Below are 24,026 nucleotides of genomic sequence, written 5' to 3' on the forward strand. Positions count from 1 at the left end.
ATCCTGCAGCGAGAATGCCAGCGGCGCAAGCGACGAGGACGTGTGCGGGTCCGGTGAGCAGGGACGCGCTACATCCCCGACAGCTTCGTCACGAATACGTTCAGCGTTCCGCCGGCTTCGGCGACCACGCGCAGCGTCTTGGAATCGAAGGCGATGTCGGCGAGTGTCAGGCTGTCGATCTTGGCCTCGACCTTGAGGCCGTCCTCGCTCTTCTGGTAATCGGCGATCGCGGCCGCGATCTTCTCGCGGGCGTTGGCGGCGATCGGCTTCAGATCGAGGGTTGCCTTCTGCAGCAGCGCCTGCTGCATCTGCGGCACCACCGCGCGGGCGGCGGCACCCAGGAGGCCGAAGGCAGCCTCGGATTCCACGGCGAGCTGGATGTCGGTGAGCCGCAGCGTCTGCTGCGCCTGGTCGAGCACCGGCCGGCCCCAGATGTGCACATTCGCCTCGGCGCCGAGGCCGAACCAGCTCTTCTTTTCCTTGGCGCGCACCAGAAGCGAAATCAGCAGCCGGTCACCCGAGGGGATGACGTTGGCGCTCTTGACGGTGACGTCGACGGGGCCGGAGCCGTCCTCGGGATAGGTGCGGCCGACCATCTGGGCCGCGATCAGCTTGTTGATCTCGGTGAAGGGCACGTCGATCGGCACGCCGATGTTCACGCCGGTGCCGGTCGGCGGCACGATCGAGATCTTGTCGGGGAACGGACAATCGGGCTTGGTCGGCGTCGAGGTCACGCGTGTTTCGGCTTCGAGGCCAAGCAGCAAGGTCACGGCCTGCGCATCGACGCGCGGCTGCGCCGCGATCGCGCGCACCGGCTTCATCTCGAGCCAGAGCGGCGGCAGCGCCGCCGAGGCGCTGGATCCTTGCAGCGGGATCGAGCGGCAGGCCTTGATCCATTGCGCTTTCGCATTCTCGCGCAGGCTGGGATCGCTGCGGATGCGCTCGGAGACGGCGTTGATCTGCTCGCCGACGGTCTTGTCGATCAGCGGCTTGACCTGCGCGGGCACGTTGACCTTGGCGCCGGCGACGTTGACGTTGGTGTCGCCCAGATTGACCTGGGCGCCGAGGTTGGGCTCCAGATGCCAGGCGGCGGCGAGCTTCGGGCGCGAGGTGACGACGACGTTGCCCTTGATCTCCGCGCTCGCGTTCAGGTTCTTGATGTTGACCGCGCCGATCCGCTTCGCGGCGTCACCGCCGAGGACGCTGCCGAGCGCGTCGCCAAGCGCGCCGGTGGCCTTCGACGACAGCGAGCCCGTCACGTTGAGCTTGCCGGTGAGCGGCGTCGAGATCGTCAGCACGTCCTTGTCGCCGTTTGCCGCCATCGGGCCGCGGACGGCGGACCAGCCGATATCGGCGTTCTCCAGGATCTGCGAGATCGGGTTGTCGGCCTTCCCGGCGAAATTGCGCGGCGCGGCCTTCTCGGCCTGCTCGCGGATCGCCGACAGCGCGATGGCGACCGGCGCGATCACGATGGAGCTCTTCGAAGTCGGCGGCAGCGGCGGCAGCTGCGCGACCGGCGGCGCCGAATTCGTCGCGCGCGGCGACAGCAGGTCCATCGCCTTCAGGCTGATGAAGAACGACGCCGCGAGCACCGCGACGCCGATCAGGATAGTCTTCAGATTCCACGTCAGACGCATCAATCCCCCAAGCCGCCCGGGCGGGGATTCTACAGGGCGGGCGAGGAGGGCGCTAGAGCGCACCGGTGGGGTGGAATTGGGGCGAACAGGTTAACGGGTGTGAACGGGACGTTGCCGCGTATTGCGGGGCTAGCCGTGCCGCGGACGGCGGACTGCTCTCACCTTGCCGCGATCTCCGCCACCGCAATAGAAGCGGTCACCGCCGTCGGACTCCAGGCCCGAGACCATGGTGCCAGCGGGCATGTCGAGCTGCTCGAGCACCTTGCCCGTTTCAGGATCGATCCGCCTGATATCACTGTCCTCGCCTTCCCAGGTGCCATGCCAGAGCTCGCCGTCGACCCAGGTCACGCCGGTGACGAAGCGCTTGCTCTCGATGGTGCGGAGGATCTTCCCCGTCTCGGGATCGATCTGATGGATCTTGCGCTCGCGATATTGTCCGACCCAGAGCGAGCCCTCGGCCCAGGCCAGGCCGGAATCGCCGCCGCCGCCGGGCGCCGGGATGGTGCCGAGCACCTTGCCCGAAGCCGCATCGATCTTCTGGATGCGGTCCTCGGCGATCTGGAACAGGTGCCTTCCGTCGAACGCCGTTCCCGCATGCGCGGCGACGTCGATGGAGCGCGCGATCTTGCCGTCGGCCGGATCGACCGCGTTCAACTTGTCGCCGGAGGCGAACCAGACATGCGTACCGTCATAGGTGACGCCATGCACGGCCTCAACGCCCTGAAAGGGCCCATACTCCGTGATGATCTCGGCGGCTGAACGTTTCATGTGCTCGATCCCTGTGCTTAACGCGCATCCTATGTCTTCAGGAGCGGTGTGGGGAGTAACAAGCCTGTCGGGAAACCGGGGACGGGCGGTGTCATCCAGCGGCGCGCCCGTCCGTGTCCGAACGACTGCACCTTGCCCGACCGCGCCAGGTCTTCGAGGGCGCGCTGCACGGTGCGCGGGCTGATGCGAAGCGCAAGTGCGAGTGCCGAGCTCGACCATGGCTCGCCGTCGGCGAGAAAGGCGAGGACAGCGGCGTGCTTTTCCTCATCGGGCCGCGCCAGCACGAGGACGTCGCGCGTCTTCCGCGGCGCCAGCACGAAGCCCTGCTGCGTCGCGCTGATGTCGGCCAGCGGCTCGAGCTGGGTGCGGAGCCGTCCGATCTCGACGCGCAAGCGCGCGCGGTGCGATTCGTCGGCGTGCCTGGCTTGAAATGCGCCCGAGATCAGCGTCTCGCGCGAGACATCCGCGGGCCATGCCTGCGCCAGGAGACGCGCGAGCGCGAACAGCACGGGACGCGTTCCGAGCGACACCACGACGCCTTGCCTGCGCACAACGTGATGGAAGGTGTCCACGACGAGCGCCGTGGAGGTCGCCAGCCGTTCGACCTCCCCCAGCAACAACGGATGTTCGCTGCCGCGCGCGATCAGGCGTGCTGCCGGCGTGACGAGGATCAGGTTCGCGCTGTCCACCTCGGCCAGGAGCGCCGGGATGCTGGCAAGGCGCGCCGCGTCAGCCGCGCGGCTGAGCGCCGCGCGCGCGTCTTTCGTTCTGAGTCGCCTGATGGCGATGCCGGCGACCACGAGCTCGCGGACGACTTGGGACGCGGGCGGGAGCGGCGTGGGACGGACCTCGGCCAGCGTTCGCTCGGCCTCGTCAAGGCGCCCGACCAGAAGCAGGCGGCGCGCCTCGATATGGCCTGCATGGGCGGCATTGACGAGATCGCCATGCTTTTCGAGCGTCGTGCGGGCCGCCGCGAGCGTCTTCACCGGCCAGTTCAGATCGCGCGAGACCAGCGCGATCTCGGCTTCGGCCACCAGGCATCTTGCGCGGGCCACCGCCTCGCGCGGTCCGAATGCGCGCGCAGCGCTCCGCAGCAGCGTCTTGGCCTTGGCGAGATCGCCGAGCTGCGCCATCGCGATGCCGCGGAGCGCCAGCGACGGTGCGTCGTTGCGCAGCGCGACGCGGTTCAGCGCGCCAAGCGGATCGCCGGCCTCCAATGCGCGCGCGGCGGCCGTGATCAGCGACTCCATGTCAATCCCGCCACACTTGTTACTCCCACCGCGCAACCGCTTGGTGCCAGAAATCGTTGGCAGGACGTCAAGCAAAAGCTTTGGAGAGTCATGATGACATCAGCAGAAAAGGCCGGAACCAACGGACAGACCGCCATGCAGACCCCGCCGGTGGTGTCGGCGCACGACTGGGAGGCCGCCCGCCAGCAACTGCTCGTGAAGGAAAAGGCGCATACCCGTGCCCGCGACGCCCTGGCCGCCGAGCGCCGGCGCATGCCATGGATGGAAGTTAGCAAAACCTATGCGTTCGAGGGGCCCGGCGGCAAGGTCAGCCTGGTTGATCTGTTCCAGGGCCGGCGGCAGCTGATCGTCTACCGCGCCTTCTTCGAGCCCGGCGTGTTCGGCTGGCCCGATCATGCCTGCCGCGGCTGCTCCATGGTGGCCGACCAGGTCGCCCATGTCTCGCACTTGAACGCCCGCGATACCACGCTGGTGTTCGCCTCGCGCGCGCCGCAGGCCGACATCATCAGGCTGAAGCAGCGGATGGGCTGGACCATGCCCTGGGTCACGGTCACCGACAGCTTCGATGCGGATTTCGGCGTGGACGAATGGCACGGCACCAACGTGTTCTACCGCGACGGCGACCGCATCTTCCGCACCTATTTCGTCAAGAGCCGTGGCGACGAGCAGATGGGCGGGACCTGGAACTATCTCGACATCACCCCGCTCGGCCGGCAGGAGGTGTGGGAGGATTCGCCTCCGGGTTATCCGCAGACCCCGACCTACAAATGGTGGAACTGGCACGACAGCTACACAGACGGTGCGGCGCCCGACAAGAAATGGGTGGAGATCTCGGACGCCGGCGAGAAGGCCTTCCGCGAGGAGGCCGCAGGAGAACGGCAATGACCGGTCCGGTCAGCGCGGCCCCCGGCGTCAGCCCCGACGCTGTGGCGGCCGCGCGCCACCTCGCCAGATGGCTGGGCCTGGCGGCCACGCCGACCTTCGCGATGATGGCGCTGCTGACGGCCATGCTCGGCGGTGGCCCGGCGGACACGCTGTGCGGCGCCGGGCAGGGCTCTCTGCTCGGCGGGATGGTGCCGATGTATCTCCTGATGAGCGCGTTTCATGCTGGGGCGTGGCTGAGATTGATCGCGGAGTGGCGGGCGCGGCCGCCTAGACTAGCGCAGCTTCAGCCCAAACACTTCCTCGAGCAGGCCGAGCATCGCGGCCCATGACCGCCGATCCGCGGCGGCATGGTAGGCGTGGTTCGGCAAGGCGGCGCCGACCAGCTCCGGATTGGTGAAGCCATGCGCCGCGCCGCCATAGACGTTGACCTGCCAGTCCACGCCGGTCCTGCTCATATGCTCCTCGAAGCTCGCAAGCTGGGCCATCGTCACCAGCGCATCGGCGGCGCCGTGGCAGACCAGAACCTTGGCCTTGATATAGGCAGCACGATCCGGCTTCAGGCTCGTGAGTCCGCCATGGAAGGAGACGACTGCGGCGAGCGTCGCACCGGTTTGCGCCAGCTCGAGCGCGGTGGTGCCGCCGAAGCAATAGCCGATGGCGGCAAGCCTCATGGCGTCGACCGCGTCGTGCCCTGACAGGGCGAGGTGCGCCGCCTCGGCCCGCCCGCGCCAGCGCTCTTCGTCGGCTCGCAGCTCATTCATCAGCTTGATCGCTTCGGGGACGTCGGGCGCCGTCCTGCCGCCGCCATAGAGATCGGCCACCAGCACGGCGAAGCCGAGCCCGGCCAGTCGTTCCGCGCAGGCGATCGCATGCGTCCCGATTCCGCGGGCGTCCGGAAACAGCACGATGCCGGGTCGCCGGCCTGATGTCGTGTCGTCCGTGACCAGGATGCCCTGGAGATCGGCGGTGCTATCGCGATAGGGAAGGGGTGTTCGTGTCATGCGCGTGCCATGGCTGCTGAAGCCAGGCTAGCGAGCAACCGCAAGCCTGCGCAAGCGCTGCGTCTAGCGCTGCCCTGCCGCCGATTGCAGATAGGCGATCACGCGGGTGGCCTCTTCCGCCGAGATACCGCCATAGGGCTGCATCTTGTGGCCGGACACGACCTCGTCGGGCTTGACCATGAAGCGGGTGAGCTTGTCCTGGTCCCAGGCGAAGCCGGCGTCCTTCATCGACGAGGAGTAATTGTAGTCCGTCAGCGAGCCGGCCTTGCGTCCGACGATCTTGTTCAGATTGGGACCGAGGCGATTGTCGCCCTCCTTCATGGAGTGGCAGGTGCGGCAGGAATTGTTGAAGGCCTGCTGGCCCGCGTCGTCACCCGCGGGTTGCTGCGCGAGCGAGCAGGGCGCGGACACGAGCAGCGCCAGTGCTCCCGTGCCGGCGAGGGCGTGCAGCCATGGGCGTGGCGAGGTGTGCCTTCGTGGTCGCATTTGCGCCTCCAGCGGGGATCGCGCCGCAGCAAGCGGGATGTCGAGGGCAAACGAAAACGGCCCCGGTGGGTTCCGGGGCCGTTCGCGTCATGATGTCCTGTCGTTTTAGCGGTTCGTGGCGCCGAGGTCTGCACGACGCTCGGTCATCGGCAGCACGATCACCTTGGTGCCGACATTGACGCGGGAATAGAGGTCGGTGACGTCCTCGTTGGTCATGCGGATGCAGCCGGAGGAGACGCGCTTGCCGATGGTTTCGGGGGCGTTGGTGCCGTGGATGCGGTAGATGGTGCCGCCGAGATACATCGCGCGGGCCCCCAGCGGGTTGCCGGGGCCGCCGGCCATGTGGCGCGGCAGATAGGGCTGGCGGGCGATCATCTCCGGCGGCGGAGTCCAGGCCGGCCACTCGGCCTTGCGGCTGACCGACTGGATTCCGGACCAGGTGAAGCCGTCGCGGCCGACGCCGATGCCGTAGCGCAGCGCCTGGCCATTGCCGAGCACGTAATAGAGATAGGTGTTGGGCGTATCGATGATGATCGTGCCCGGCGCTTCGCGCGTTGCGTAAGAGACGGTCTGGCGGCGGAAGCGGGCCGGCATCTCGACCGCGTCCTGATCCTCGGACGGCTCGGTCTGGTAGGTCGGCGCCTGATAGGGCTGATACGGTTGATAGGGCTGCAGCGGCTGCGGCGCGGTCATCGGCGGCAGCGGCTGGAAGAACGGGAAGATCTGGACTGGCGCCGCCTTGGCTGCGCTCGCGAACGCGATGGCGGAGACCGCGACTGCACTGAGCGCAACCGCACGCGAAAACGTCTTGAACGTGTCCAGATTGAACATGTGATCGCCCCTGTTTGCTCGGTGTTTTGCTCACCGCGGCACCATTGCGGTGCTCCGTTGCCTAAAGTCCTAACGGCAAAACGTTTCGGGACATTTGCGCGGAAAACCGAAAACGGTTTCACGGCGGCAAGAATTGTTTCATGACAGTTTCGTGGCCCTGCGGGCCCGTTAACGAACAAAACAGCACGCCGACACTTCTGTGACGTCACACGCCTGAAATATCCTTCGTTGATGGTCGATGCCTGAGAATCATCAAACTCTCGGGACTTTCCCATGCGGGTATTAATCGCGACCGACGCCTGGCATCCGCAGGTCAACGGGGTGGTGCGCACCCTGACCTCGCTGGCGAATGCGGCCAAGGCCCTCGATGTCGAGATCGACTTCCTCACGCCCGACGGCTTTCCGTCCTGGCCGCTGCCGACCTATCCGGGCCTGCGCTTTGCGCTGCCGAGCGGGAAGGAGATCGCGCGGCGGATCGAGAGGTGCGCGCCGGAGGCGCTGCATATCGCCACCGAAGGCCCGATCGGCTGGGCCGCGCGCGCCTATTGCCGCCGCAACCGGCTCGCCTTCACCACCTCCTATACGACGCGCTTTCCGGAATATGTCTCGGTGCGGACCGGCATCCCGGCGGGGGTCGGCTATGCGGTGCTGCGCCATTTCCACGATGCCGCCGCGATGACGATGGTGGCGACGCCCTCGCTGCGGCAGGAGCTGTCCGAGCGCGGCTTCAAGCGGCTCGGCTTCTGGACGCGCGGCGTCGACACCGAGCTGTTTCATCCCGACGCTCCGGCAGAGCTCGACCTGCCGCGCCCGATCTTCATGACGATGGGGCGCGTGGCGGTGGAGAAGAATCTCGAAGCGTTCCTCTCGCTCGACCTGCCCGGCACCAAGGTCGTCGTCGGCGACGGCCCGCAGAAGGCGGCGCTGGAGAAGAAATATCCGGACGCGGTATTCCTCGGCGAGAAGAAGGGTGCGGATCTCACCGCGCACCTCGCCGCCGCCGACGTGTTCGTGTTTCCGAGCCTGACCGATACGTTCGGCGTGGTGCAGCTCGAGGCGCTCGCCTGCGGCACGCCGGTTGCGGCGTTTCCGGTCACGGGACCGAAGGACGTCATTGCCGATCACCCGATCGGCGCCATCGACCACGATCTGCGCACCGCGTGCCTGCGCGCGCTCACCATGTCGCGTCAGACCTGCCGCAACTTCGCGCTGGAGCGCTCCTGGGAGAACAGCGCGCGCCAGTTCGTCGGCAACCTCACCTCACTGCAGCCCAGCCGCGTCCTGCGCGCCTCGCCTCGCATGGCGCGGCGGCCGGTACGCGGTTGATCGTCCATTCGAACCACAGCGAGAACCTCATCGATGGCAAAGATCATGAACCTTGACGGCACCCAGCAGCTCGACCTCACGCGCGGCACGGTCGAGCAGGCCTATGACCGCTGGGCGCCGGTCTATGATCTCGTGTTCGGCGGCGTGTTCGCCAAGGGCCGGCAGGCCGCGATTGCGGCCACCAACAAGATCGGCGGCCGCGTGCTCGAGGTCGGCGTCGGCACCGGCATCTCGCTGCCGCTCTACGCGCCGAACCTGCGCATCTTCGGCACCGACATCTCGGAAGCGATGCTGGACAAGGCGCGCCGCCGCGTCAGCGAAGGCAATCTGAAGAACGTCGAGGGCCTCGCGGTGATGGACGCGGAGAAGCTCGAATTCCCCGACAACTCGTTCGACGTCGTGATGGCGCAATACGTCGTCACCGCCGTGCCGAACCCGGAGAAGGCGCTCGACGAATTCGCCCGCGTGCTGCGTCCGGGCGGCGAATTGATCATCCTCACCCGCGTCAGCGCCGACACCGGCATGCGCCGCTTCATCGAGCAGAAGCTGCAGCCGGTGGTGCGTCCGCTCGGCTTCCGCACCGCCGAGTTCGCCTGGTCGCGCTACGCCAAATGGCTCGCCGGCGCGCACGGCATCGAACTCGCCGAGCGCCGCTTGATTCCGCCGCTCGGCCATTTCTCGCTGGTGCGCTTCCGCAAGGTCGATGTCGCCAAGGCAGCGTGAGTTTACGCGTCGCGTGCGTCATCGCGCCGCTGCACATCGTCACATGACAAAATGATGATGTCACACGGCCTACATCGAATCTCTGTAAATCCTGAACCCGAAAGCATTTTGGGGGAGAGCATGATCAAGAACTATCTCGAGCAGCTGCGGATCCAGCGCTGGGACGACCATCGCTACTATCACCACAGCCGCATCAATCAGAGCCTGCACTTCGTCAGCGCGCTGAGCTTCCTCTTCGCCTATGTCTGGCTGTTCATCGATCCCGTCGTCTCCGCGCTGGTTGGCTGGCTGGTCTCGATGACCTCGCGCCAGGCCGGCCACTTTTTCTTCGAGCCGCACACTTACGACCACATCAACCAGGCGACGCACGAGTACAAGGAAGAGATCAAGGTCGGCTACAATCTACAGCGCAAGGTGGTGCTGATGGCGATCTGGGCGCTGTCGCCGCTGGTCCTGGTCATCGATCCCACCCTGTTCGGCCTGTTCACGCCGTGGGCCAGCGCGACCGATTTCATGCGGCAGGTGGCGAAGATCTGGCTCGTGGTCGGCGGCGGCGGCCTGTTGTTCCGCACCGTGCATCTGTTCTTCATCCGCGACGTCGAGACCGGCCTCGTCTGGATGACCAAGATCCTGACCGACCCGTTCCACGATCTGATGCTCTATCGCGGCGCTCCGCTCGCCTTGATGCGCGGCGAGCTGATGGACCCCGGCCTGCACCTCAACCCCGAGCACACACTGGGCTTCATCGACGAGCCCGTGCTCGAAGAGCAGCACGCCTGAGCGCGCTGCGCACGCGACACGCTCCGATGTCCGATGGCTACGTCATGCCCGGCCTTGTGCCGGGCATCCACGTCTTGAGGGTTGCTGCAAGCGCAGTCATTCCGGGGCGATGCGAAGCATCGAGCCCGGAATCTCGAGATTCTCAGGTGCGCAATTGCGCACCGGGGTTCGGCTCTTCGAGCCGCCCCGGAATGAGGGTTGCGATTTGCGGGAAGGCAGCCTCAGCGCCCGAAGCGCTTGGCCAGCATCTCTTTCAGGATCTGGCGCTTGATCTGCTTGTTGGTGAGCGCGCCGTCGTGCCACCAGAAGCCGTCGGCCTTCATCTTCTGTGCGGCGCGAACGAAGCGGTCGGCGACTTCGGTGAAGTCGGCGTCGGTGTAGTTGAGGCTGAAGATCAGCCGGCCGGTGCCGACCCAGCTCAACGCCAGGCCTTCGGCGCGCAGGTAATATTGCAGCATCCAATTGTAGCGGGACGGCGTGGTGTATTTCACCGTCCAGATCGAGGAGAAGTTGGCGAAGCGCACCGGCAGGTCGGCGTCCGTCATCATCTGGTTGAGCTTCTTCACGCGCCCGTTCCAGGTCTCTTCCAGCCCGTCATAGACCGCGCGGAAGTTGGGGCTGGCGAGGCGGCTCAGGAACTCGTCCATCGCCGTCATGACGTAGGGGTGCGAGTTGAAGGTGCCGCGGGCGAAGCAGATGTCGGCGGGGCGGTCGTCGCGGAAGCGGCGCATCAATTCGCGCTTGCCGCAGACCACGCCGACCGGCAGGCCGCCGGCGAGGCTCTTGCCGTAGGTCACCATGTCGGCCTTGACGCTGAAAAATTCCTGGGCACCGCCGGCGGCGAGACGGAAGCCGACGAACACCTCGTCGAAGATCAGGACGATGCCGCGCTGGTCGCAGACCTCGCGCAGCTTCTTCAGCCATTCGGTGTAGGCCGCGCGATCGAAGTTGCCGCCGCGGGAGGAATCGACCAGCGAGGAATCGCCGGGCGCGTTGGCGTTGGGATGCAGCCCCTGCAGCGGGTTGACCAGCACGCAGGCGATGTCCTTGCGCGTGCGCAGCACGTGCAGAGTCTTCTCCGACATCTCGGCGAGGGTGTAGGTCTCGTGCGCAGGGATGGGATTGCCGACGCCCGGCTGCACGTCGCCCCACCAGCCGTGATAGGCGCCGGCGAAGCGAACGAGATGCGTGCGCTTGGTGTGGTAGCGCGCCAGCCGCACCGCCTGCATCACGGCTTCGGTGCCGGACATGTGGAACGAGACCTCGTCGAGGCCCGAGATCTGGCAGAGCCGCTGCACATTCTCGAGGATGACGGGATGATAGGGGCCGAGCACGGGGCCGAGCGCATGCGCGCGCTTCTCGGCGCCCTCGATGCACTCCTTGTAGAAGTCGTTGCCGAAGATGTTGACGCCGTAGGAGCCCGTGAGGTCGTAAGCAGTGTTGCCGTCGACATCGGTGACGGTGACGCCGCTCGACGATTCCATGAAGGTCGAGGTGCCCAGATGCTCGCGGACGAGACGCGAGAACTGGAACGGCACGCGGTAGCTTTCGGTGAAGTTCAGGTCGGAGATCGTCTCCGCCGCTTCCTTCGTCATCGCGCGGCCTTTGGGGTAGCGCTCGGCGTAGAGCCTGGCGAGACGGAAGAAGGCGTCCTTGCGTTGTGCTGCGATGTTCGCCGGCGCGCCGTCGCAGGCGAAGTACTGCTCACCCTCGAACTCGTAGAACGGCAGCAGCCGCGCCACCCTGCGCGACATCTTGGAGTGCCCGGCGAGCGAGCGGTGCTTGGCGCGGGAGAGTTCGACCCGGGCCTTGATCTTCGGGAGGACGGCGGCAGCGGACGCTGCGGCGGCCACGGACATCGAGAGAATCGGGAGTGTCGTTTCCATGACAACAAGCGCTAAACCTGTGAGCTGACAGATTCATGACAGTCAAAGCCCTCATCTCCTCTTTCACCCAGCAGGAAGACCTCAACTTCCTGTTGACCAATCGCATCCCGCGCGCGGCCCTGACGCGCTTCATGGGCTGGTTCTCCAAGATCGAGAATCCCCTGGTGCGGGACTTCTCGATCGCGCTGTGGAAGCTGTTCTCCGACCTCGATCTGTCGGAGGCGCGCAAGACGCATTTCAGGAGTCTGCACGACTGCTTCACCCGGGAGCTGAAGCCCGGCCTGCGGCCGTTCGATCCTGACACTGCGGTGGTGGCGAGCCCCTCGGACGGCATCGTCGGCGCTCATGGGAAAATCGCGGACACCGAGCTGTTCCAGGTCAAGGGCGCGCCCTATTCGCTGCTCGATCTCGTCGGCGATTCCGCGCTGGTCGAGCAGCACCGCAACGGCTCCTTCGTCACGCTGCGGCTGACCTCGAGCATGTATCACCGCTTCCATGCGCCTTATGATGCGCACATCGAGCGGGTCACGCTGATCCATGGCGACGTCTGGAACGTCAACCCGATCGCGCTCAAGCGCGTCGAGCGTCTGTTCTGCAAGAACGAGCGCGCGGTGATCCGCACGCATCTGTCGACCGGCGAAGCCGTGACGCTGGTGCCCGTTGCGGCCATCCTGGTTGCGAGCATCCGCCTGCACTTTCTCGACATGGTGCTGAACGCGCAGACGCGCGGCCCGGTCAATTTTCCCTGCGACGTCAACGTGACCAAAGGCGAGGAGCTCGGCTGGTTCGAGCATGGCTCGACCATCATCATCCTCGCGCCCGGCGATTTCACCTTCTGCGACGGCATTGCCGAGGGCACGCGCATTCGCGCCGGTCAAGCGCTGCTCAGAAGAAAGTAGCCTTCAATCCGCCGTCCCCGCCGCCTATATCGTCGGGCGGGGCGATTTGATACGGATGTGGTGATGGCGCGGGCGCCGGTCATGGCAGCGGGTGGTATTGTGCTGCGGCGCGGGCCGGTGCCGCTGGTTGCAGTCGTGCGCCAGCGCAAGCGCAACGAATGGGTCCTGCCCAAGGGCAAGCTCGATGACGGCGAGACGCCGAAGGAAGCCGCGCACCGCGAGGTGCTGGAGGAGACCGGCCACGACGTCGCCGTGCACGAATTTCTGGGCACGCTCGTCTATCAGTCCGGCGGGCGCTCCAAGGTCGTGCATTTCTGGCGGATGGAGGCCGACGGGGCCCCCGTTCGCAAGCTGACGAACGACATCAAGGCGGTCGACTGGCTGACGCTGGACGATGCGATCGCCCGCCTGTCGCGCGAATATGAGCGCGCGTTCCTGACCCAGATCGGCCCGATTGCGCTCGCGGCGGCAGGGCTGGCGCCGTCGCCGCCGCAAGAGCCGACGCCGTCGAACGACGACGTGGATGCAGCTTTGCAGACACTGACACCCGCCGAAGCAGCTTCCGTCGACGAGCTGCGGCACGGCCTGTTGCAGAAGGTGAAGGCGTGGTTGCGCGGCGAGGCGTGAGTCTGGGTCGCCGCGCTGGTTGTGAGTTTGGAAACGTCCGCGAGCTGATAAGCGTGCGGGAGAGCGCTGCTTCCTCCAAGTCGTCATTGCGAGCGCAGCGAAGCAATCCAGAGTCTTTCCGAGGAGACACTCTGGATTGCTTCGTCGCAAGGGCTCCTCGCAATGACGGGAGAGAGCGGGTCACCGCCGCTCTTTCTCCTTCGGGGCGGGCGCGGGTCTGCGCGGCGCTGCGGGACGTTGCGCGGCGGGGAGGCGTGGCTGGAAGGTGCTGGGGCGCTGCATGCCCGGCTGCTGAGCCGCAGGCTGGCCCGGCTGCAGGCCGGTGCGCGGCAATGGCTGCTGCGGGGCTGCTTGCTGTGTCCCGCCCGGTTGCGGCGGCACGATTCCTCCGGGCAGAATCTGTCCACCACGCTGCGGCTGAATTTGCGGCGTGTTGCTGGGCGCCGTGCCCTGTCCGGCGCGAGGCGCGCCCGTCGGGCGACCAGCGCCCTGTTGCCGTTGCCCTTGCCCGGCACGCGGCGTGCCCGGCTGCACCGCGCCGCCGTGTTGTCCTTGTCCCTGCCGCTGCGGCGGCTGCGCGCCTTGCTGTGTTCCCTGCCGGCCCGGCGTGCCCGGCTGCTGCTGACCCGGACGGTTGTCCTGACGCGGCTGGCCGTTCGGCCGTTGCGGCAATTGGCCTGGGGCCGTCGTCGGCCGCAATTGTTGCTGCTGCGGCGGTTGTGCCGGCCGCGGAATGCGGCTGAGCGCCGTCGGATTGGCGCGACGGAAGTCGCGCTGCTCGATGACGATCTGCCGGCCCGCGCTCTGCGCCAGATGCACCTGGCTGACGAAGCCGCGGTCGCGCGCGATCTGCGGCGCGGGGATCGTGATCGGCACGGCCGCAAAACGCATGACGCCGGCGGTGGCCGCGCCCGGGCCGATCGCAAAGCCGCTCGCGGCTTGCGTCAGCGCGCCGAGCCGCGCGCCGCTCGAGCGCTCGTCGACATCGATGTGGCCGACGCGGCCGTCGGCGTCGGGATAGAGCTTGATGTTGACGTTGCTCGCCCGGTTCGCCGCCGCGCCTTCGGGCACGTCGACGACCCCGGTGGTGCCGCGGATGCCGAGCGTTGCCGTTGGCGTCGTAATCTTCATGTCGCCCGTCTTCGCCACCGCGGCCGCCACGAAGGCAACCGTGCCCTTGCCGACGTCGAAGATCGCCGAATTCTGCTTGCCGCCGTCTTCATAGACGTAGTTGTCGATGGTGATCTTCGCGCTGGCCGAGAGATTGAACGTGGTGGCGTCGTTGAAGGTGATGCCGAGCGCGGAGTTCGACGAGGTCTGCACGACGTCGTTGAGATAGAGGTCGTCGCGCACGCGCAGCGGATAGGAATTCTTGTCGCGGATCACGGTCGCGATCCCCGTCACGGTTGCGACGTTGCCGATCGGCTCGACGGCGGCGGGCTGTGCCTCTGCGGACGGTGTCGGGGCGGCGGATGGCGTCGGCGAGGGTGCGGGCGTTGGCTGGGCTTGCGGCTGCGCCTGTGCGAATTCGATCGTCTCGGATGCACGAGCCGCGCTGCTGCCCGCCAGCGGCAATGCCGGCAGCACGAGCGCGAACACGAAGCGGCGCTAAGCCAGCATTGATGTCACGAGGAAGTCCCGGTGAGAACGTGAGGCGAGATGGGTTGATATCAGCCGGACAGAGCTGAATGTCGGATGAATGTGTGTGGCACAGGAGAGGCGAACGTTCAAAGGAGCGCGATGCTCGCGAATTGGATCCTGTCTTCTCCGCAGCGTCATGCCCCGGCTTGTCCCGCCTGCGCGGCCGAAGCCGCTACGGCGCGGCGAAGGCCCGGCCATCCACGCTTTGCGGCACTGAGAACGTGGATGCCCGGGACAAGCCCGGGCATGACGACGTCCTATGCTTCGCGATGTGACCCGCTCCGCGCGTCAGCTCACGCGCTTCCAGGTCTGGCCGCCGCAGAACATGCCGCCGAAGGCGCAGCCCTGCACGCGCATCGCATTCGGACCTTTCATCGAGATGGTCGAGTCGTAATTGCGGCCGGAGTTCGGATCGCGAATGCGACCGCTCCACTTCGATCCCTCGGGCTTCATGTTGATCAGGATGCGTTCGTTGGTCTTCTCGGCATAGCCGCAGAGATTGGCGCCACACTGCTCGACGCGGACATTGCCCTTGTTCTCTTCGGTCGCCCAGACGCCGATCGGCGAGTTCGCTGCAGCCACGGGCGCGGCGGCCACCGGGGCCGGCGCGGGAGCCGCGGCGACGGGAGCGGGTGCGGCAACAGGCGCGGGCGCCGCAACCGGAGCCGGCTGCGAGTTGTCGAAGCCGATAGAAGGAGCGGCAGCAACAGTCGCGGCTGGGGCAGCGGGCGCGGCCGGCGCGGTCGCCTGCACCGCCGCCTGCGGCATGGGCTGCTGCTGCACCGGAGCCGGCGCGGGTTGCGCCGTCGTGGGCGCCGGAGCCGGCGTGGCGTCGACGTCATCGTCCTTGGAGCCACCGAGGTCCTTGAGGTTGATGTTGTTCAGCTTGATCGGCTTGTCCGACAGACCCGGCGCGACGATGGTCACGCAATTGAGCGAAGCGCAGTTGCGCGGCGTCTCGATGCGGATGTGCTGGCCCTCGATCTGGAACGAAATCGAATTGCCGGCATGCGCGGCGGCGGTCGAAGCGAGGAAGAGGGCGGTGGCGGCGATGGAGAGCTTGCTCATGACAACCTCCGAAAATTGCGTGGTCCCGAGATGGACCGAAGTCGCTGGTGGATGAAGCGTGGTTCGACCCTACGCTGGGGCGGCTTGGCGTTCTGTGATGGGCGTCACAACGACCTGACGCCGCCTGGGTGATGCAGCGCACATTCGGCCGCGCCTGCCCTGCGTAACGTCGTCGTGACACCGAGGGAGACGCAGATGCAGCGACTTGCGACCTGGCTTGCCACATCGATCGCGCTGCTGGCGATCGCGCCGACCGCGCAGGCCGGCTCCTACACGTTCTCGATCGGCGGCCACCGGGTCCATGTCGAGGCGCCGCGTAATTGCCGATCCTCGTCCTGTGTCACCGTGTCCTCCAATCGCGGCCTTCGGCCATCGGACGAGGTCTCCGCAGCACAGGCCTTGCAGCCGGCGCCCGCGCCGGTAGTCCAGGCACCGCAGCCGGCTTGTCCGGCGGCAGCGGTCAAGCCGCCACAAGCAACTGCTGTCGTGCCGGCTCCGGCGCCTCCCGTCCTTGCCGCGGCGACGTCGCAGCCCGTTGCGCCGCCGCCGGCACCAAGCTTGGAGATCTCGAGATTGGAGACGCCGAGCCCCGGTCCGCCGCGGGTTGATGTGGAGCGGATCGATCGGCCGAAGACCGCCGCGCTAGAACCGCCGCGCATCGAGCCGCCAGTCATCGTCCCCAGCGCCGAGATCAATCAGACTACAATTGTGGCGCAGGTCAGCGGCGACGACAGCCTTGCGCCGCTCGGTGAATGGGAGAGCGCCGGTGCCAAGGGCACGGTCCGCATCGAGCGTTGTGGACCCGCATTGTGCGGCTACGCGCTCAGTGAAGCCTCGGGCCGGGGCGAGAGCGTGCTCGTCAACATGAAGCCGAAGAAGCACGATGTCTGGACCGGGAGCATCTACAGCCGTTCCAGCGGCAACACCTATTACGCGACGATGAGGTTGAAGAGCCCCGCGAAGCTGCACGTCGAAGCCTGCGCGCTCGGCCGCTTCTGGTGCTCCGGCAATGACTGGACGCGGGTCGAGCCGCCGCGGGAGGAGATCACCGCCTCGTCGCAGCCCTCGCGCACGCGGTCGTAGTGCTTTTCTTACCCTCCCCTCCAGGGGAGGGTAAGCTGCCGCGGTGTGTCGATCGATGCCGTCTAAATCATCCCGAGCACGATGGCGCCGACGAAGGCCATGGCGAGGTAGGCGGTGATCACGCTCAGTCTGCCGGCGAACGTCATGAGGTCGCTCCGCTGGTCGCGCTTTGCCGCAGCCGTCATGGTTAACAGAGAGTCTCTCACCGAAAAAGTCAGTCTTGCTGTCGCTCATCGGCGGCGGCGGCCGCGCGAGTGCGGCCGGCATGGTTAAGGAAGGCTGAAACCGACGTGTTGAAGAGTCTTTAAGTAAATTCACCGAACGTGCGTGCATGACGCGCGGAGTTCGTTTGTATCTCGTCGGCTCCATCGTCCTTGTTTCGCTAGCGGGTTGCGGTCGCGGCTTCTTCCAGGCCGAACGCGAACCGTGGCGGGCCGAGGCGGAAGCCGCATGCCTGAAATCGGGCGCGGTCAAGGAAAGTGCGGACATCGTCCGCATCGACCCGATCTCCGGGCCCGGCAGCTGCGGCGCCGAGTTTCCGCTCAAGGTCGCCGCCATCGGCGAAGGCTCCAGCACCTATGGCTTTGCCGACGAGTCGCTGCGCCCGCCCGGCAGCATCGGCAACCAGCCGCGTTGGCCGGTGCAGCCGCGGTCGAACTATCCGCAGAGCCAAGGGTATCCCGCATCGTCCTATCCGCAGCGCTCGAACTATCCCGAAAGCGCGGTGCGCCAGCCGGCCGGCTATGGTGCATCGTCGGGGCCGATGTCGTTGAACGCACCCGGCGTGGCCGCGCAGGAGGACGAGATCGATCTGCCGCCCGAGGGCACCGATGCCGCGGGTGCGGCGCGCTACATGAACGCACCGAGCTATCCGGCTCGTCCGGCGCCTTACTCGCAGGCGCCGGCACAGCAACCGCTGCCGCGTCTTGGTCCTGCGCAGGGCAATCCTGTCACGAGCGTCGGTCCGGTCGCGATCAAGCCGACCGCGACGCTCGCCTGTCCGATCGTGTCCGAGCTCGATCGCTGGCTCGCCGACACGGTGCAGCCTTCGGCGATGCGCTGGTTCGGCGTGCGCGTCGCCGAGATCAAGCAGATCTCCGCCTATTCCTGCCGCGGCATGAACGGCAATCCGCACGCCCACATCTCCGAGCACGCCTACGGCAATGCGCTCGACATTTCGGCCTTCGTGCTCGCCGACGGACGCCGCGTCACCATCAAGGACGGCTGGCGCGGCATGCCGGAAGAGCAGGGATTCCTGCGCGATGTGCAGTCGGGTGCGTGCGCGCATTTCAGCACCGTGCTGGCGCCGGGCTCGAACGTCTACCACTACGATCACATCCACGTCGATCTGATGCGCCGCGCCAGCCGCCGCCTGATCTGCCAGCCCGCCGCGGTGTCGGGCGAAGAGGTCGCCTCGCGCGCCCAGTCGCGCAGACCCTATGCGAGTGCACGCGAGCCGTCGGTGACCGGTTCACTCGGTGCGCGCAAGAGCACGATGCACAAGCGGGAAGAGGACGAGTACGCCGACGATTAGGCATTACCTTGCGAAAATCGACCTCCACCGTCATTGCGAGCGGAGCGAAGCAATCCAGACTGTCACCGCGGCGGCAGTCTGGATTGCTTCGTCGCATCAGCGCAAAATTGCTTCGCAATTTTGTCGCGAGCTCCTCGCAATGACGAGGAGAGACTGAGATTCATTATGACCGCCGACATCGTCCGCTATCTCACCCACCCGCAGGTGCAAATCGATCCCGATGTGCCGGTGCCGCAATGGAGCCTGAGCCCGCTCGGCCGCGCGCGTACCGAGGCCTTGGCGGAAGCAGGCTGGCTCGCAAGCACCACGCAGATCGTCTCCAGCGGCGAGCGGAAGGCGATCGAGACCGCCGAGATCATTGCCGCTCGGCTCGGATTCACGATCGAGATCCGCGAGGCCATGCACGAAAACGACCGTTCGGCGACCGGCTTCCTGAAGCCGGCCGAGTTCGAAGCTGTCGCCGACCAGTTCTTCGCCGCGCCTCATCTCAGCGTGCGCGGCTGGGAGCGCGCTACGGATGCACAGATGCGGATCGTGCGCGAGGCTGAGGCGGTGCTGACGCGAAACCGACCCGGCGACGTCCTGTTCGTCGGCCACGGCGCAGTCGGCACGCTGCTGTTCTGTCACTATTCCGGCCATTCCATCGATCGCGTCCACGATCAGCCGGCAGGCGGCGGCAACTACTTTGCGTTCGCGCCGGAAGGGCGTCGCATCCTGCATGGATGGCGCAGGATGGAAGACCTGGGGTCAGCGGCCGGCTGAGGCCCGGCTGTTCAGTGGACGCTGCGTCTTCGGCAAAGCCCAGTTGAAGCGCAAAAATTTGCGCCGTCCCGATTCGCCTCCAACTCATTGAATCAAAATCGCTAATCGGGCCAGGACGGGCTTTTCCCGCGATTGGCACGGTCGCTGCAATGATGGTGCTGAAACGAAGCAGCGCAGCCGGCGCTGTGAGCCAGCGGAACCCATCATGCAGATGCCCGTCGCCCCGCCCTACTCCGATCTCGAGCAGCGCGTGCTGTCGCGCATCACGGAGCAGCGATGGCTCGACCTTGCCTCCGAGCTGATCCGAACCGGTCAGCCGCGCTCCGGCAATCCGCTCGATCCCGATCTGCCGCCGGCCGAGGAGGAGGCGATCTCGATGCTGGTCGCGGGCAAGCTCGAGGCCCTCGGCATGGTGGTCACCAAGCACAGTGCGCAGCCGCACCGGCCGAACGTGCTCGGCGTGCTGAAAGGGCGGGAGGGCGCACCGTCGCTGATCCTGAACGATCATCTCGATACCTATCCGGTGGTCGAGCCCGAGAAATGGCACATGACGGATTTCGATCCGTTCAAGGCGACGCGCCATGGCGATCTGCTCTACGCGCGCGGCACGTCGGACACGCGCGGCAACCTTGCCGCATCGCTGCTCGCGGTGCAGGCCTTAATCGAGGAGGGCGTGACGTTCGATGGCACCTTGATGTGCTGCTACACCGTCGACGAGGAGCGTAACGGCACCGAAGGCTCGATCTACATGCTCGAGAAGTTCGGTCTCACTGCCGACTACGAGATCACGGCCGAGCCGACTGCCTGGGGAGATGTCAGCAAAGACTGGGGCATCAACCTCTCGGTGGCCAATTCCGGCCACTGCCTGATCGAGGTCACGGTCGAGGGAATCAAGTCGCACATTTGGCGGCCCGATATCAGCGTCAACGCCATCATGGAGGCGGGCAAGTTGCTGCCTAAACTGAAGGAGATGACGTTCACCCACGTGCCGAGCAAGTTCATGGGGCATACGCCGCCCTGCTGCTCGGTGGTGCGCATCCGTGGCGGCCTGCCCGGCGAGATGCAGTTCTCGCCGGATGCCTGCACCATCACGCTCGCGGTGGTCGGCATCGTGCCGGGCATGACGCTCGCCAGCGTGATCTCCGACGTCGAGCGGCTCGGGCTGGAAACATTTGCCGGAATCAACGACGTCAAGGTCGGAGTGCGCCAGGTGCCCGGCTCGCTATTCGTCAACGCGACCGAGCCGGTGCCGGTCGAGGAGGAGCCCTGCCGTTCGCTTCGTGCGGTGTATCGGCGGCTGATGGGCCGTGAGCCCGGTGTCAATCGCAAGAATGCCTTCAACGACACCATCCGCTTCCGCGAAGCAGGCATCAATGCGGTCACCTTCGGTCCGGGCGAGGACGGCTGGGCCGTCGACAACGAGAACATCTCGATCACCAAGTCGGTGATGGCAACGCGGATCTATGCACTGACCATCATGCAGATCTTGGGAGTGCGCACATGAGCGTCGAGGCAAGTCCCATGGCCATTCCGATCTCGGCCGACCGTACACGGCGGGGCAGCTTGCGGCTGCCAACAGTGTCGCGGTCGGTGCTGCTCTCGACCCTCACCGTCGCCCTGCTGCTGGCCGCGTGGGTCATCGTTACGGAGATGGGCTGGGCCAACGAACTGTTCCTGCCGAAGCCGCAGGCGGTGTGGGCGGCATTCGTCAAGACCATGACGAAGGGCTACCAGGGCGCCACGCTGCTTCAGCATCTCGGCGCCAGCCTCTACCGCATCCTCGTGGCCTTCGCGTTGGCCTGTCTCGTCGGCATTCCGCTCGGCGTGCTCATGGGCGTCTCGAAAAATGCCCGTGCGCTGCTCAATCCGCTGATCGAGTTCTATCGTCCGCTACCGCCACTCGGGCTCTATACGTTGCTGGTGATGTGGCTCGGCATCGGCGAGAGCTCCAAACTGTCGTTGCTGTTCCTTGCAGGCCTGCCCGGCATCGTGATTTCGACGATCCAGGCCGTCACCAGCGTCGATCCCGTCTACGTACGTGCCGCGCAATCCCTTGGCGCAACCCGGCGCCACCTGCTCTTTCACGTCTACCTGCCCGCAGCGGGACCACTGATCCTCGCCGGGATGCGCATCTCGCTCGGCTTCACCTACACCGTCCTCGTCGCCGCCGAGATCGTCGCGGCCTCCGCCGGCATCGGCTGGATGATCTGGGATGCCGCGAAATTCCTGCTTTCCGACGTCGTGATCATGGGCCTGATCGTGCTTGGCCTGACCGGCGTCGTGCTCGACCTGATGATGCGCGGAATTGCGAAATTACTGATGCCGTGGGCCCGAACCTGATCCTGATCGAGGAGAGATGAGATGATGAAGAGACTGGTTGCGACGCTTGCATTCGCTGCGCTGACGCTCTCGGCCCCCGCTCGTGCCGAGGACAAGCCGGCCAAGGTGACCGTCGGCTATCTGAACTTGGTGAACGCGCAGCTCGTCACCAAGCATCTCGGCCTGCTGGCCAAGGAGATGCCTGGTGTCGACATCAAATACGTCAAGATCGGTGGCGGCGGCGACATGCTGCGCGCGATCGCCGGAAACGACGTCGATTTCGGCGGCCTCGGCAATCCTCCGACCGCGATCGGCGCGACCCGGGCCCTGCCGATCAAGGGCATCCTGGTGATCAATCTGCTCGACTATGTCGAGTCGATGGTGGTGCGCACCGACAAGAACATCAATTCGCTTAAAGATCTTAAAGGCAAGACGGTCGCCGCGCCGTTCGGATCCACCACACATTACCTGCTGTTGCAGGCATTGAAGGACGACGGCGTCGATCCTGCGTCGCTGAAGATTATCGATCTCGCACCCTCGGACATCGCCTCCGCCTGGCTTCGCGGCGATATCGATGCCGCCTGGTTCTGGGAGCCGAACCTCGACAAGGCCGTCAAGAACGGCGGCAAGATCCTGATCACCTCGGGTGAGATGACCAAGCGCGGCTATCCGACTTGGGACATCGGCGTCGTGATGAATGCTTTTGCGGAAAAATATCCGTCCTACGTCGAGAAGTTCATCAAGGCCGAATGCGAGGGGATCGATTTCTGGCTGAAGAACCCGGAGAAGACGGCCGAGATCATCGCCGAGGAGCTTTCGCTGCCGCTGCCCGATGCGATGCGGATGATGAGGGGCACGGGCATGGTCCCTTGCAACCAGCAGCTCACCGAGGAATATCTCGGCACAACGACAAAGAAGGGCAAGTTCGTCGACACGCTGGTCTCCACGGCCGACTTCCTGGTCAAGCAGGAGCGTCTCCCGAAGCTGCTGCCGCGCGCCGGCTTCGAAGCCTTCATCCAGCCGGCCTATATCGAGAAGGTGATCGGCCGTTGACGCCTGCTGCCGGCGGGCTTGTCTCGCCGGCGCGCCCTGTTCCCATAAGCATGTGACGCCATGGATATCTCGCCTCGCCATCTTCGCGCTGCCTATCGCAACGGCACGCTGAAGCCGTCAGACGTCGCCGCGCACGTGCTGTCGCGCCTGACTGATGCCGACCAGAGCGGTGTCTGGATATCGACGGGAAGGCCCGAGAGCGTCATGGCCGCGGCGCGCGCGATCGATGCCCGCGTCGGCGAGCTCGATGAGCTACCGCTCTATGGGCTCGTATTCTCGGTCAAGGACTGCATCGATGTCGCAGGAGAGCAGACGACGTCGGCCTGTCCGGAATTCGCCTATGTGGCGGAGGATACGAGCCCCGTGGTGGCTGACGCGATTGCAGCCGGTGCGATTTATGTCGGCAAGACCAACATGGACCAGTTCGCGACCGGGCTCGTCGGCGTCCGCTCGCCCTACGGCATCGCCCGGAATCCATACAACGCAGACTACATTCCCGGCGGCTCCAGCTCGGGCGCGGCGGTGTCGGTCGCCACCGGCACGTCGTCGTTCGCGTTCGGCACCGACACCGGCGGGTCGGGCAGGGTGCCTGCGTCCTATTGCGGCGTGACCGGCTTCAAGCCGGCGCCGGGCGCGTTCAGTCAGCGCGGGATGGTGTATGCGTGCCGGAGCTTTGACACGATCTCGCTCTACACCCGCGATCCCGCCGACGGCTATGATGTCTATCGCGTGCTGGCGCGGCGCGATCCCGCGGACAGCTTTTCGCCGCTGGAGTTCGCCGGCTGGACAGAGCAGGCGTCCCCGGCGCGGCCGCTGAAGATCGCAACGCCGCGCCTTGATCAGCTCAAGTTCTTTGGCAATCCAGAGACGGAGAGGCTGTTCGGCGACGCGCTGCACCGGCTGCGCCGACTCGACCTGCCGGTCGTGCCGGTGGATTTCTCGCCATTCACCTCGATCAACGATCTGATGTTCTTCGGGCCGTTTCTTGCGGAGCGTGATGTTTCGGTCGGCGCCTTTCTCGACGCCCATCCCGGTGCAGGGGTCAAGATCGTGCGCGATCTCGTTCTCGGCAGCCGGAAGTTCTCGGCCGCCGATGCCTACCGCGCGTTCTACGAAGTCAAGGACGTCCAGCGTCAGCTTCGCGGCTTCTGGGAAGCTCACGATGCGCTGGTGGTGCCGACGGTCGGCACCGTCCTCAGCATTGATGAAGTTGCGCGCGATCCGCTGACGGCCAATTTCAACAACGGCTATTACACCAACTACGCCAATCCGCTCGGGCTCGCCGCGATTGCGGTGCCGAATGCGATGACCGGGGCCGGCGTGCCCTATGGAGTCACGTTCCTGGCGCCGGCGGGGCGGGAGCGCCTGCTCGCTGACCTCGCTTGTGCGTTCACGGCTGCGGCGGCCGTGCGTTGAGAGGTCGCACCGCGTTGCAATCGGATGCGATACCTCCTAGCCTTCGAGCCG

The 24,026-nt window shown here is 66.0% G+C and carries 24 protein-coding genes; 14 read left to right on the forward strand and 10 right to left on the reverse strand.

The features are described from left to right. Positions 1-68: 68 nt before the first annotated feature. From XI05_RS06515 to XI05_RS06525, 3 genes are all read right to left on the reverse strand, one after another. On the reverse strand, positions 69-1,637 hold the full coding sequence (locus XI05_RS06515) for a DUF4403 family protein (RefSeq protein ID WP_271499874.1): 1,569 nt from the start codon (positions 1,635-1,637) through the stop codon (positions 69-71). Positions 1,638-1,766: 129 nt separating this feature from the next. Beyond that, the gene (locus tag XI05_RS06520; RefSeq protein WP_271499875.1) at positions 1,767-2,405 is read right to left on the reverse strand and encodes a Vgb family protein; all 639 of its coding nucleotides are present in this window, start codon (positions 2,403-2,405) and stop codon (positions 1,767-1,769) included. A gap of 29 nt (positions 2,406-2,434) precedes the next feature. Continuing rightward, positions 2,435-3,655: a helix-turn-helix domain-containing protein gene (locus XI05_RS06525; protein WP_271500599.1), complete on the reverse strand. Its 1,221-nt coding sequence runs from the start codon at positions 3,653-3,655 to the stop codon at positions 2,435-2,437. A gap of 90 nt (positions 3,656-3,745) precedes the next feature. Between XI05_RS06525 and XI05_RS06530 the strand changes: the two genes are divergently transcribed. Together XI05_RS06530 and XI05_RS06535 are read left to right on the forward strand one after the other, a co-directional pair. Then, positions 3,746-4,540 (forward strand): DUF899 domain-containing protein, encoded by a 795-nt coding sequence (locus XI05_RS06530; protein ID WP_271499876.1) that lies wholly within the window; start codon positions 3,746-3,748, stop codon positions 4,538-4,540. Beyond that, the gene (locus tag XI05_RS06535) at positions 4,537-4,869 is read left to right on the forward strand and encodes a hypothetical protein (protein ID WP_271499877.1); all 333 of its coding nucleotides are present in this window, start codon (positions 4,537-4,539) and stop codon (positions 4,867-4,869) included. Before XI05_RS06530 ends, XI05_RS06535 begins: the two co-directional genes overlap by 4 nt. Here XI05_RS06535 and XI05_RS06540 read toward each other — a convergent pair. The 3 genes from XI05_RS06540 to XI05_RS06550 all read right to left on the reverse strand — a co-directional run bounded on the left by XI05_RS06540 (position 4,813) and on the right by XI05_RS06550 (position 6,858). Next, positions 4,813-5,541 carry a dienelactone hydrolase family protein gene (locus tag XI05_RS06540; protein ID WP_271499878.1) on the reverse strand — a complete coding sequence of 243 codons (729 nt, stop codon included), beginning with the start codon at positions 5,539-5,541 and terminating at the stop codon, positions 4,813-4,815. The two genes, XI05_RS06535 and XI05_RS06540, sit on opposite strands and share 57 nt — an antisense overlap. 63 nt (positions 5,542-5,604) lie before the next feature. Beyond that, entirely contained in the window at positions 5,605-6,027 is a 423-nt protein-coding gene (locus XI05_RS06545; RefSeq protein ID WP_271499879.1) for a c-type cytochrome, read from the reverse strand. A 105-nt stretch (positions 6,028-6,132) separates the two neighbouring features. Further along, positions 6,133-6,858 (reverse strand): L,D-transpeptidase, encoded by a 726-nt coding sequence (locus tag XI05_RS06550; protein ID WP_271499880.1) that lies wholly within the window; start codon positions 6,856-6,858, stop codon positions 6,133-6,135. A gap of 273 nt (positions 6,859-7,131) precedes the next feature. Between XI05_RS06550 and XI05_RS06555 the strand changes: the two genes are divergently transcribed. The 3 genes from XI05_RS06555 (at position 7,132) to XI05_RS06565 (ending at position 9,687) form a co-directional block, all read left to right on the forward strand. Beyond that, positions 7,132-8,184 (forward strand): glycosyltransferase family 4 protein, encoded by a 1,053-nt coding sequence (locus XI05_RS06555; protein ID WP_271499881.1) that lies wholly within the window; start codon positions 7,132-7,134, stop codon positions 8,182-8,184. A 33-nt stretch (positions 8,185-8,217) separates the two neighbouring features. Then, positions 8,218-8,907, forward strand: coding sequence for a class I SAM-dependent methyltransferase (locus XI05_RS06560; protein WP_271499882.1), 690 nt, complete (start codon positions 8,218-8,220; stop codon positions 8,905-8,907). Between the two features lie 120 nt (positions 8,908-9,027). Then, the gene (locus XI05_RS06565) at positions 9,028-9,687 is read left to right on the forward strand and encodes a hypothetical protein (protein WP_172787213.1); all 660 of its coding nucleotides are present in this window, start codon (positions 9,028-9,030) and stop codon (positions 9,685-9,687) included. A 221-nt stretch (positions 9,688-9,908) separates the two neighbouring features. Here the strand turns inward: XI05_RS06565 and XI05_RS06570 are convergent, their stop codons facing one another. After that, a complete protein-coding gene (locus tag XI05_RS06570) occupies positions 9,909-11,573 on the reverse strand; it encodes an aminotransferase class III-fold pyridoxal phosphate-dependent enzyme (protein ID WP_271499883.1) in 1,665 nt (554 codons plus the stop codon). A 35-nt stretch (positions 11,574-11,608) separates the two neighbouring features. On the opposite strand from XI05_RS06570, the gene asd reads away from it, so the two are divergent. Together asd and XI05_RS06580 are read left to right on the forward strand one after the other, a co-directional pair. Next, the gene (gene asd, locus XI05_RS06575; RefSeq protein ID WP_271499884.1) at positions 11,609-12,472 is read left to right on the forward strand and encodes an archaetidylserine decarboxylase; all 864 of its coding nucleotides are present in this window, start codon (positions 11,609-11,611) and stop codon (positions 12,470-12,472) included. Positions 12,473-12,535: 63 nt separating this feature from the next. After that, on the forward strand, positions 12,536-13,099 hold the full coding sequence (locus XI05_RS06580) for an NUDIX hydrolase (protein WP_271499885.1): 564 nt from the start codon (positions 12,536-12,538) through the stop codon (positions 13,097-13,099). A gap of 180 nt (positions 13,100-13,279) precedes the next feature. Here the strand turns inward: XI05_RS06580 and XI05_RS06585 are convergent, their stop codons facing one another. After that, complete coding sequence (locus XI05_RS06585) at positions 13,280-14,698, reverse strand: FecR domain-containing protein (protein ID WP_271499886.1); 1,419 nt, start codon at positions 14,696-14,698, stop codon at positions 13,280-13,282. A 330-nt stretch (positions 14,699-15,028) separates the two neighbouring features. Continuing rightward, positions 15,029-15,808, reverse strand: coding sequence for a DUF2147 domain-containing protein (locus XI05_RS06590; protein WP_271499887.1), 780 nt, complete (start codon positions 15,806-15,808; stop codon positions 15,029-15,031). A gap of 195 nt (positions 15,809-16,003) precedes the next feature. Here XI05_RS06590 and XI05_RS06595 point away from each other — a divergent pair, with 195 nt between their 5' ends. Further along, the gene (locus tag XI05_RS06595) at positions 16,004-16,891 is read left to right on the forward strand and encodes a DUF2147 domain-containing protein (protein ID WP_271499888.1); all 888 of its coding nucleotides are present in this window, start codon (positions 16,004-16,006) and stop codon (positions 16,889-16,891) included. A 62-nt stretch (positions 16,892-16,953) separates the two neighbouring features. On the opposite strand, the gene XI05_RS06600 is transcribed toward XI05_RS06595, so the two are convergent. After that, positions 16,954-17,076 (reverse strand): hypothetical protein, encoded by a 123-nt coding sequence (locus XI05_RS06600; protein ID WP_257187567.1) that lies wholly within the window; start codon positions 17,074-17,076, stop codon positions 16,954-16,956. Positions 17,077-17,222: 146 nt separating this feature from the next. Between XI05_RS06600 and XI05_RS06605 the strand changes: the two genes are divergently transcribed. The 6 genes from XI05_RS06605 to XI05_RS06630 all read left to right on the forward strand — a co-directional run bounded on the left by XI05_RS06605 (position 17,223) and on the right by XI05_RS06630 (position 23,975). Further along, positions 17,223-18,425, forward strand: a complete 1,203-nt coding sequence (locus XI05_RS06605; RefSeq protein ID WP_271499889.1) for an extensin-like domain-containing protein — start codon at positions 17,223-17,225, stop codon at positions 18,423-18,425. A 165-nt stretch (positions 18,426-18,590) separates the two neighbouring features. Then, positions 18,591-19,187 (forward strand): histidine phosphatase family protein, encoded by a 597-nt coding sequence (locus XI05_RS06610; RefSeq protein ID WP_271499890.1) that lies wholly within the window; start codon positions 18,591-18,593, stop codon positions 19,185-19,187. A gap of 205 nt (positions 19,188-19,392) precedes the next feature. Next, complete coding sequence (locus XI05_RS06615; protein ID WP_271499891.1) at positions 19,393-20,691, forward strand: M20 family metallopeptidase; 1,299 nt, start codon at positions 19,393-19,395, stop codon at positions 20,689-20,691. Then, the gene (locus XI05_RS06620; RefSeq protein WP_172787221.1) at positions 20,688-21,527 is read left to right on the forward strand and encodes an ABC transporter permease; all 840 of its coding nucleotides are present in this window, start codon (positions 20,688-20,690) and stop codon (positions 21,525-21,527) included. The genes XI05_RS06615 and XI05_RS06620 overlap by 4 nt, the downstream gene beginning before the upstream one ends. A gap of 21 nt (positions 21,528-21,548) precedes the next feature. After that, entirely contained in the window at positions 21,549-22,559 is a 1,011-nt protein-coding gene (locus XI05_RS06625) for a taurine ABC transporter substrate-binding protein (RefSeq protein WP_271499892.1), read from the forward strand. 60 nt (positions 22,560-22,619) lie between these two features. Next, the gene (locus tag XI05_RS06630) at positions 22,620-23,975 is read left to right on the forward strand and encodes an amidase family protein (RefSeq protein ID WP_271499893.1); all 1,356 of its coding nucleotides are present in this window, start codon (positions 22,620-22,622) and stop codon (positions 23,973-23,975) included. Positions 23,976-24,026 lie beyond the last annotated feature (51 nt).

It is taken from the genome of Bradyrhizobium sp. CCBAU 11357 (assembly GCF_028128865.1).
Lineage (GTDB): Bacteria > Pseudomonadota > Alphaproteobacteria > Rhizobiales > Xanthobacteraceae > Bradyrhizobium.

What these genes read in the sequence shown, in the direction of transcription:
- XI05_RS06520 (WP_271499875.1), bottom strand. Translation starts at nt 2,405, where the DNA reads ATGAAACGTTCAGCCGCCGAGATCATCACGGAGTATGGGCCCTTTCAG.
- XI05_RS06595 (WP_271499888.1), top strand. Translation starts at nt 16,004, where the DNA reads ATGCAGCGACTTGCGACCTGGCTTGCCACATCGATCGCGCTGCTGGCG.
- XI05_RS06535 (WP_271499877.1), top strand. Translation starts at nt 4,537, where the DNA reads ATGACCGGTCCGGTCAGCGCGGCCCCCGGCGTCAGCCCCGACGCTGTG.
- XI05_RS06565 (WP_172787213.1), top strand. Translation starts at nt 9,028, where the DNA reads ATGATCAAGAACTATCTCGAGCAGCTGCGGATCCAGCGCTGGGACGAC.
- XI05_RS06610 (WP_271499890.1), top strand. Translation starts at nt 18,591, where the DNA reads ATGACCGCCGACATCGTCCGCTATCTCACCCACCCGCAGGTGCAAATC.
- XI05_RS06570 (WP_271499883.1), bottom strand. Translation starts at nt 11,573, where the DNA reads ATGGAAACGACACTCCCGATTCTCTCGATGTCCGTGGCCGCCGCAGCG.
- XI05_RS06540 (WP_271499878.1), bottom strand. Translation starts at nt 5,541, where the DNA reads ATGACACGAACACCCCTTCCCTATCGCGATAGCACCGCCGATCTCCAG.
- XI05_RS06630 (WP_271499893.1), top strand. Translation starts at nt 22,620, where the DNA reads ATGGATATCTCGCCTCGCCATCTTCGCGCTGCCTATCGCAACGGCACG.
- XI05_RS06580 (WP_271499885.1), top strand. Translation starts at nt 12,536, where the DNA reads ATGGCGCGGGCGCCGGTCATGGCAGCGGGTGGTATTGTGCTGCGGCGC.
- XI05_RS06625 (WP_271499892.1), top strand. Translation starts at nt 21,549, where the DNA reads ATGATGAAGAGACTGGTTGCGACGCTTGCATTCGCTGCGCTGACGCTC.
- XI05_RS06620 (WP_172787221.1), top strand. Translation starts at nt 20,688, where the DNA reads ATGAGCGTCGAGGCAAGTCCCATGGCCATTCCGATCTCGGCCGACCGT.
- XI05_RS06525 (WP_271500599.1), bottom strand. Translation starts at nt 3,655, where the DNA reads ATGGAGTCGCTGATCACGGCCGCCGCGCGCGCATTGGAGGCCGGCGAT.
- XI05_RS06560 (WP_271499882.1), top strand. Translation starts at nt 8,218, where the DNA reads ATGGCAAAGATCATGAACCTTGACGGCACCCAGCAGCTCGACCTCACG.
- XI05_RS06515 (WP_271499874.1), bottom strand. Translation starts at nt 1,637, where the DNA reads ATGCGTCTGACGTGGAATCTGAAGACTATCCTGATCGGCGTCGCGGTG.
- XI05_RS06545 (WP_271499879.1), bottom strand. Translation starts at nt 6,027, where the DNA reads ATGCGACCACGAAGGCACACCTCGCCACGCCCATGGCTGCACGCCCTC.
- XI05_RS06590 (WP_271499887.1), bottom strand. Translation starts at nt 15,808, where the DNA reads ATGAGCAAGCTCTCCATCGCCGCCACCGCCCTCTTCCTCGCTTCGACC.
- XI05_RS06600 (WP_257187567.1), bottom strand. Translation starts at nt 17,076, where the DNA reads ATGACGGCTGCGGCAAAGCGCGACCAGCGGAGCGACCTCATGACGTTC.
- asd (WP_271499884.1), top strand. Translation starts at nt 11,609, where the DNA reads ATGACAGTCAAAGCCCTCATCTCCTCTTTCACCCAGCAGGAAGACCTC.
- XI05_RS06605 (WP_271499889.1), top strand. Translation starts at nt 17,223, where the DNA reads ATGACGCGCGGAGTTCGTTTGTATCTCGTCGGCTCCATCGTCCTTGTT.
- XI05_RS06555 (WP_271499881.1), top strand. Translation starts at nt 7,132, where the DNA reads ATGCGGGTATTAATCGCGACCGACGCCTGGCATCCGCAGGTCAACGGG.
- XI05_RS06615 (WP_271499891.1), top strand. Translation starts at nt 19,393, where the DNA reads ATGCAGATGCCCGTCGCCCCGCCCTACTCCGATCTCGAGCAGCGCGTG.
- XI05_RS06530 (WP_271499876.1), top strand. Translation starts at nt 3,746, where the DNA reads ATGATGACATCAGCAGAAAAGGCCGGAACCAACGGACAGACCGCCATG.
- XI05_RS06550 (WP_271499880.1), bottom strand. Translation starts at nt 6,858, where the DNA reads ATGTTCAATCTGGACACGTTCAAGACGTTTTCGCGTGCGGTTGCGCTC.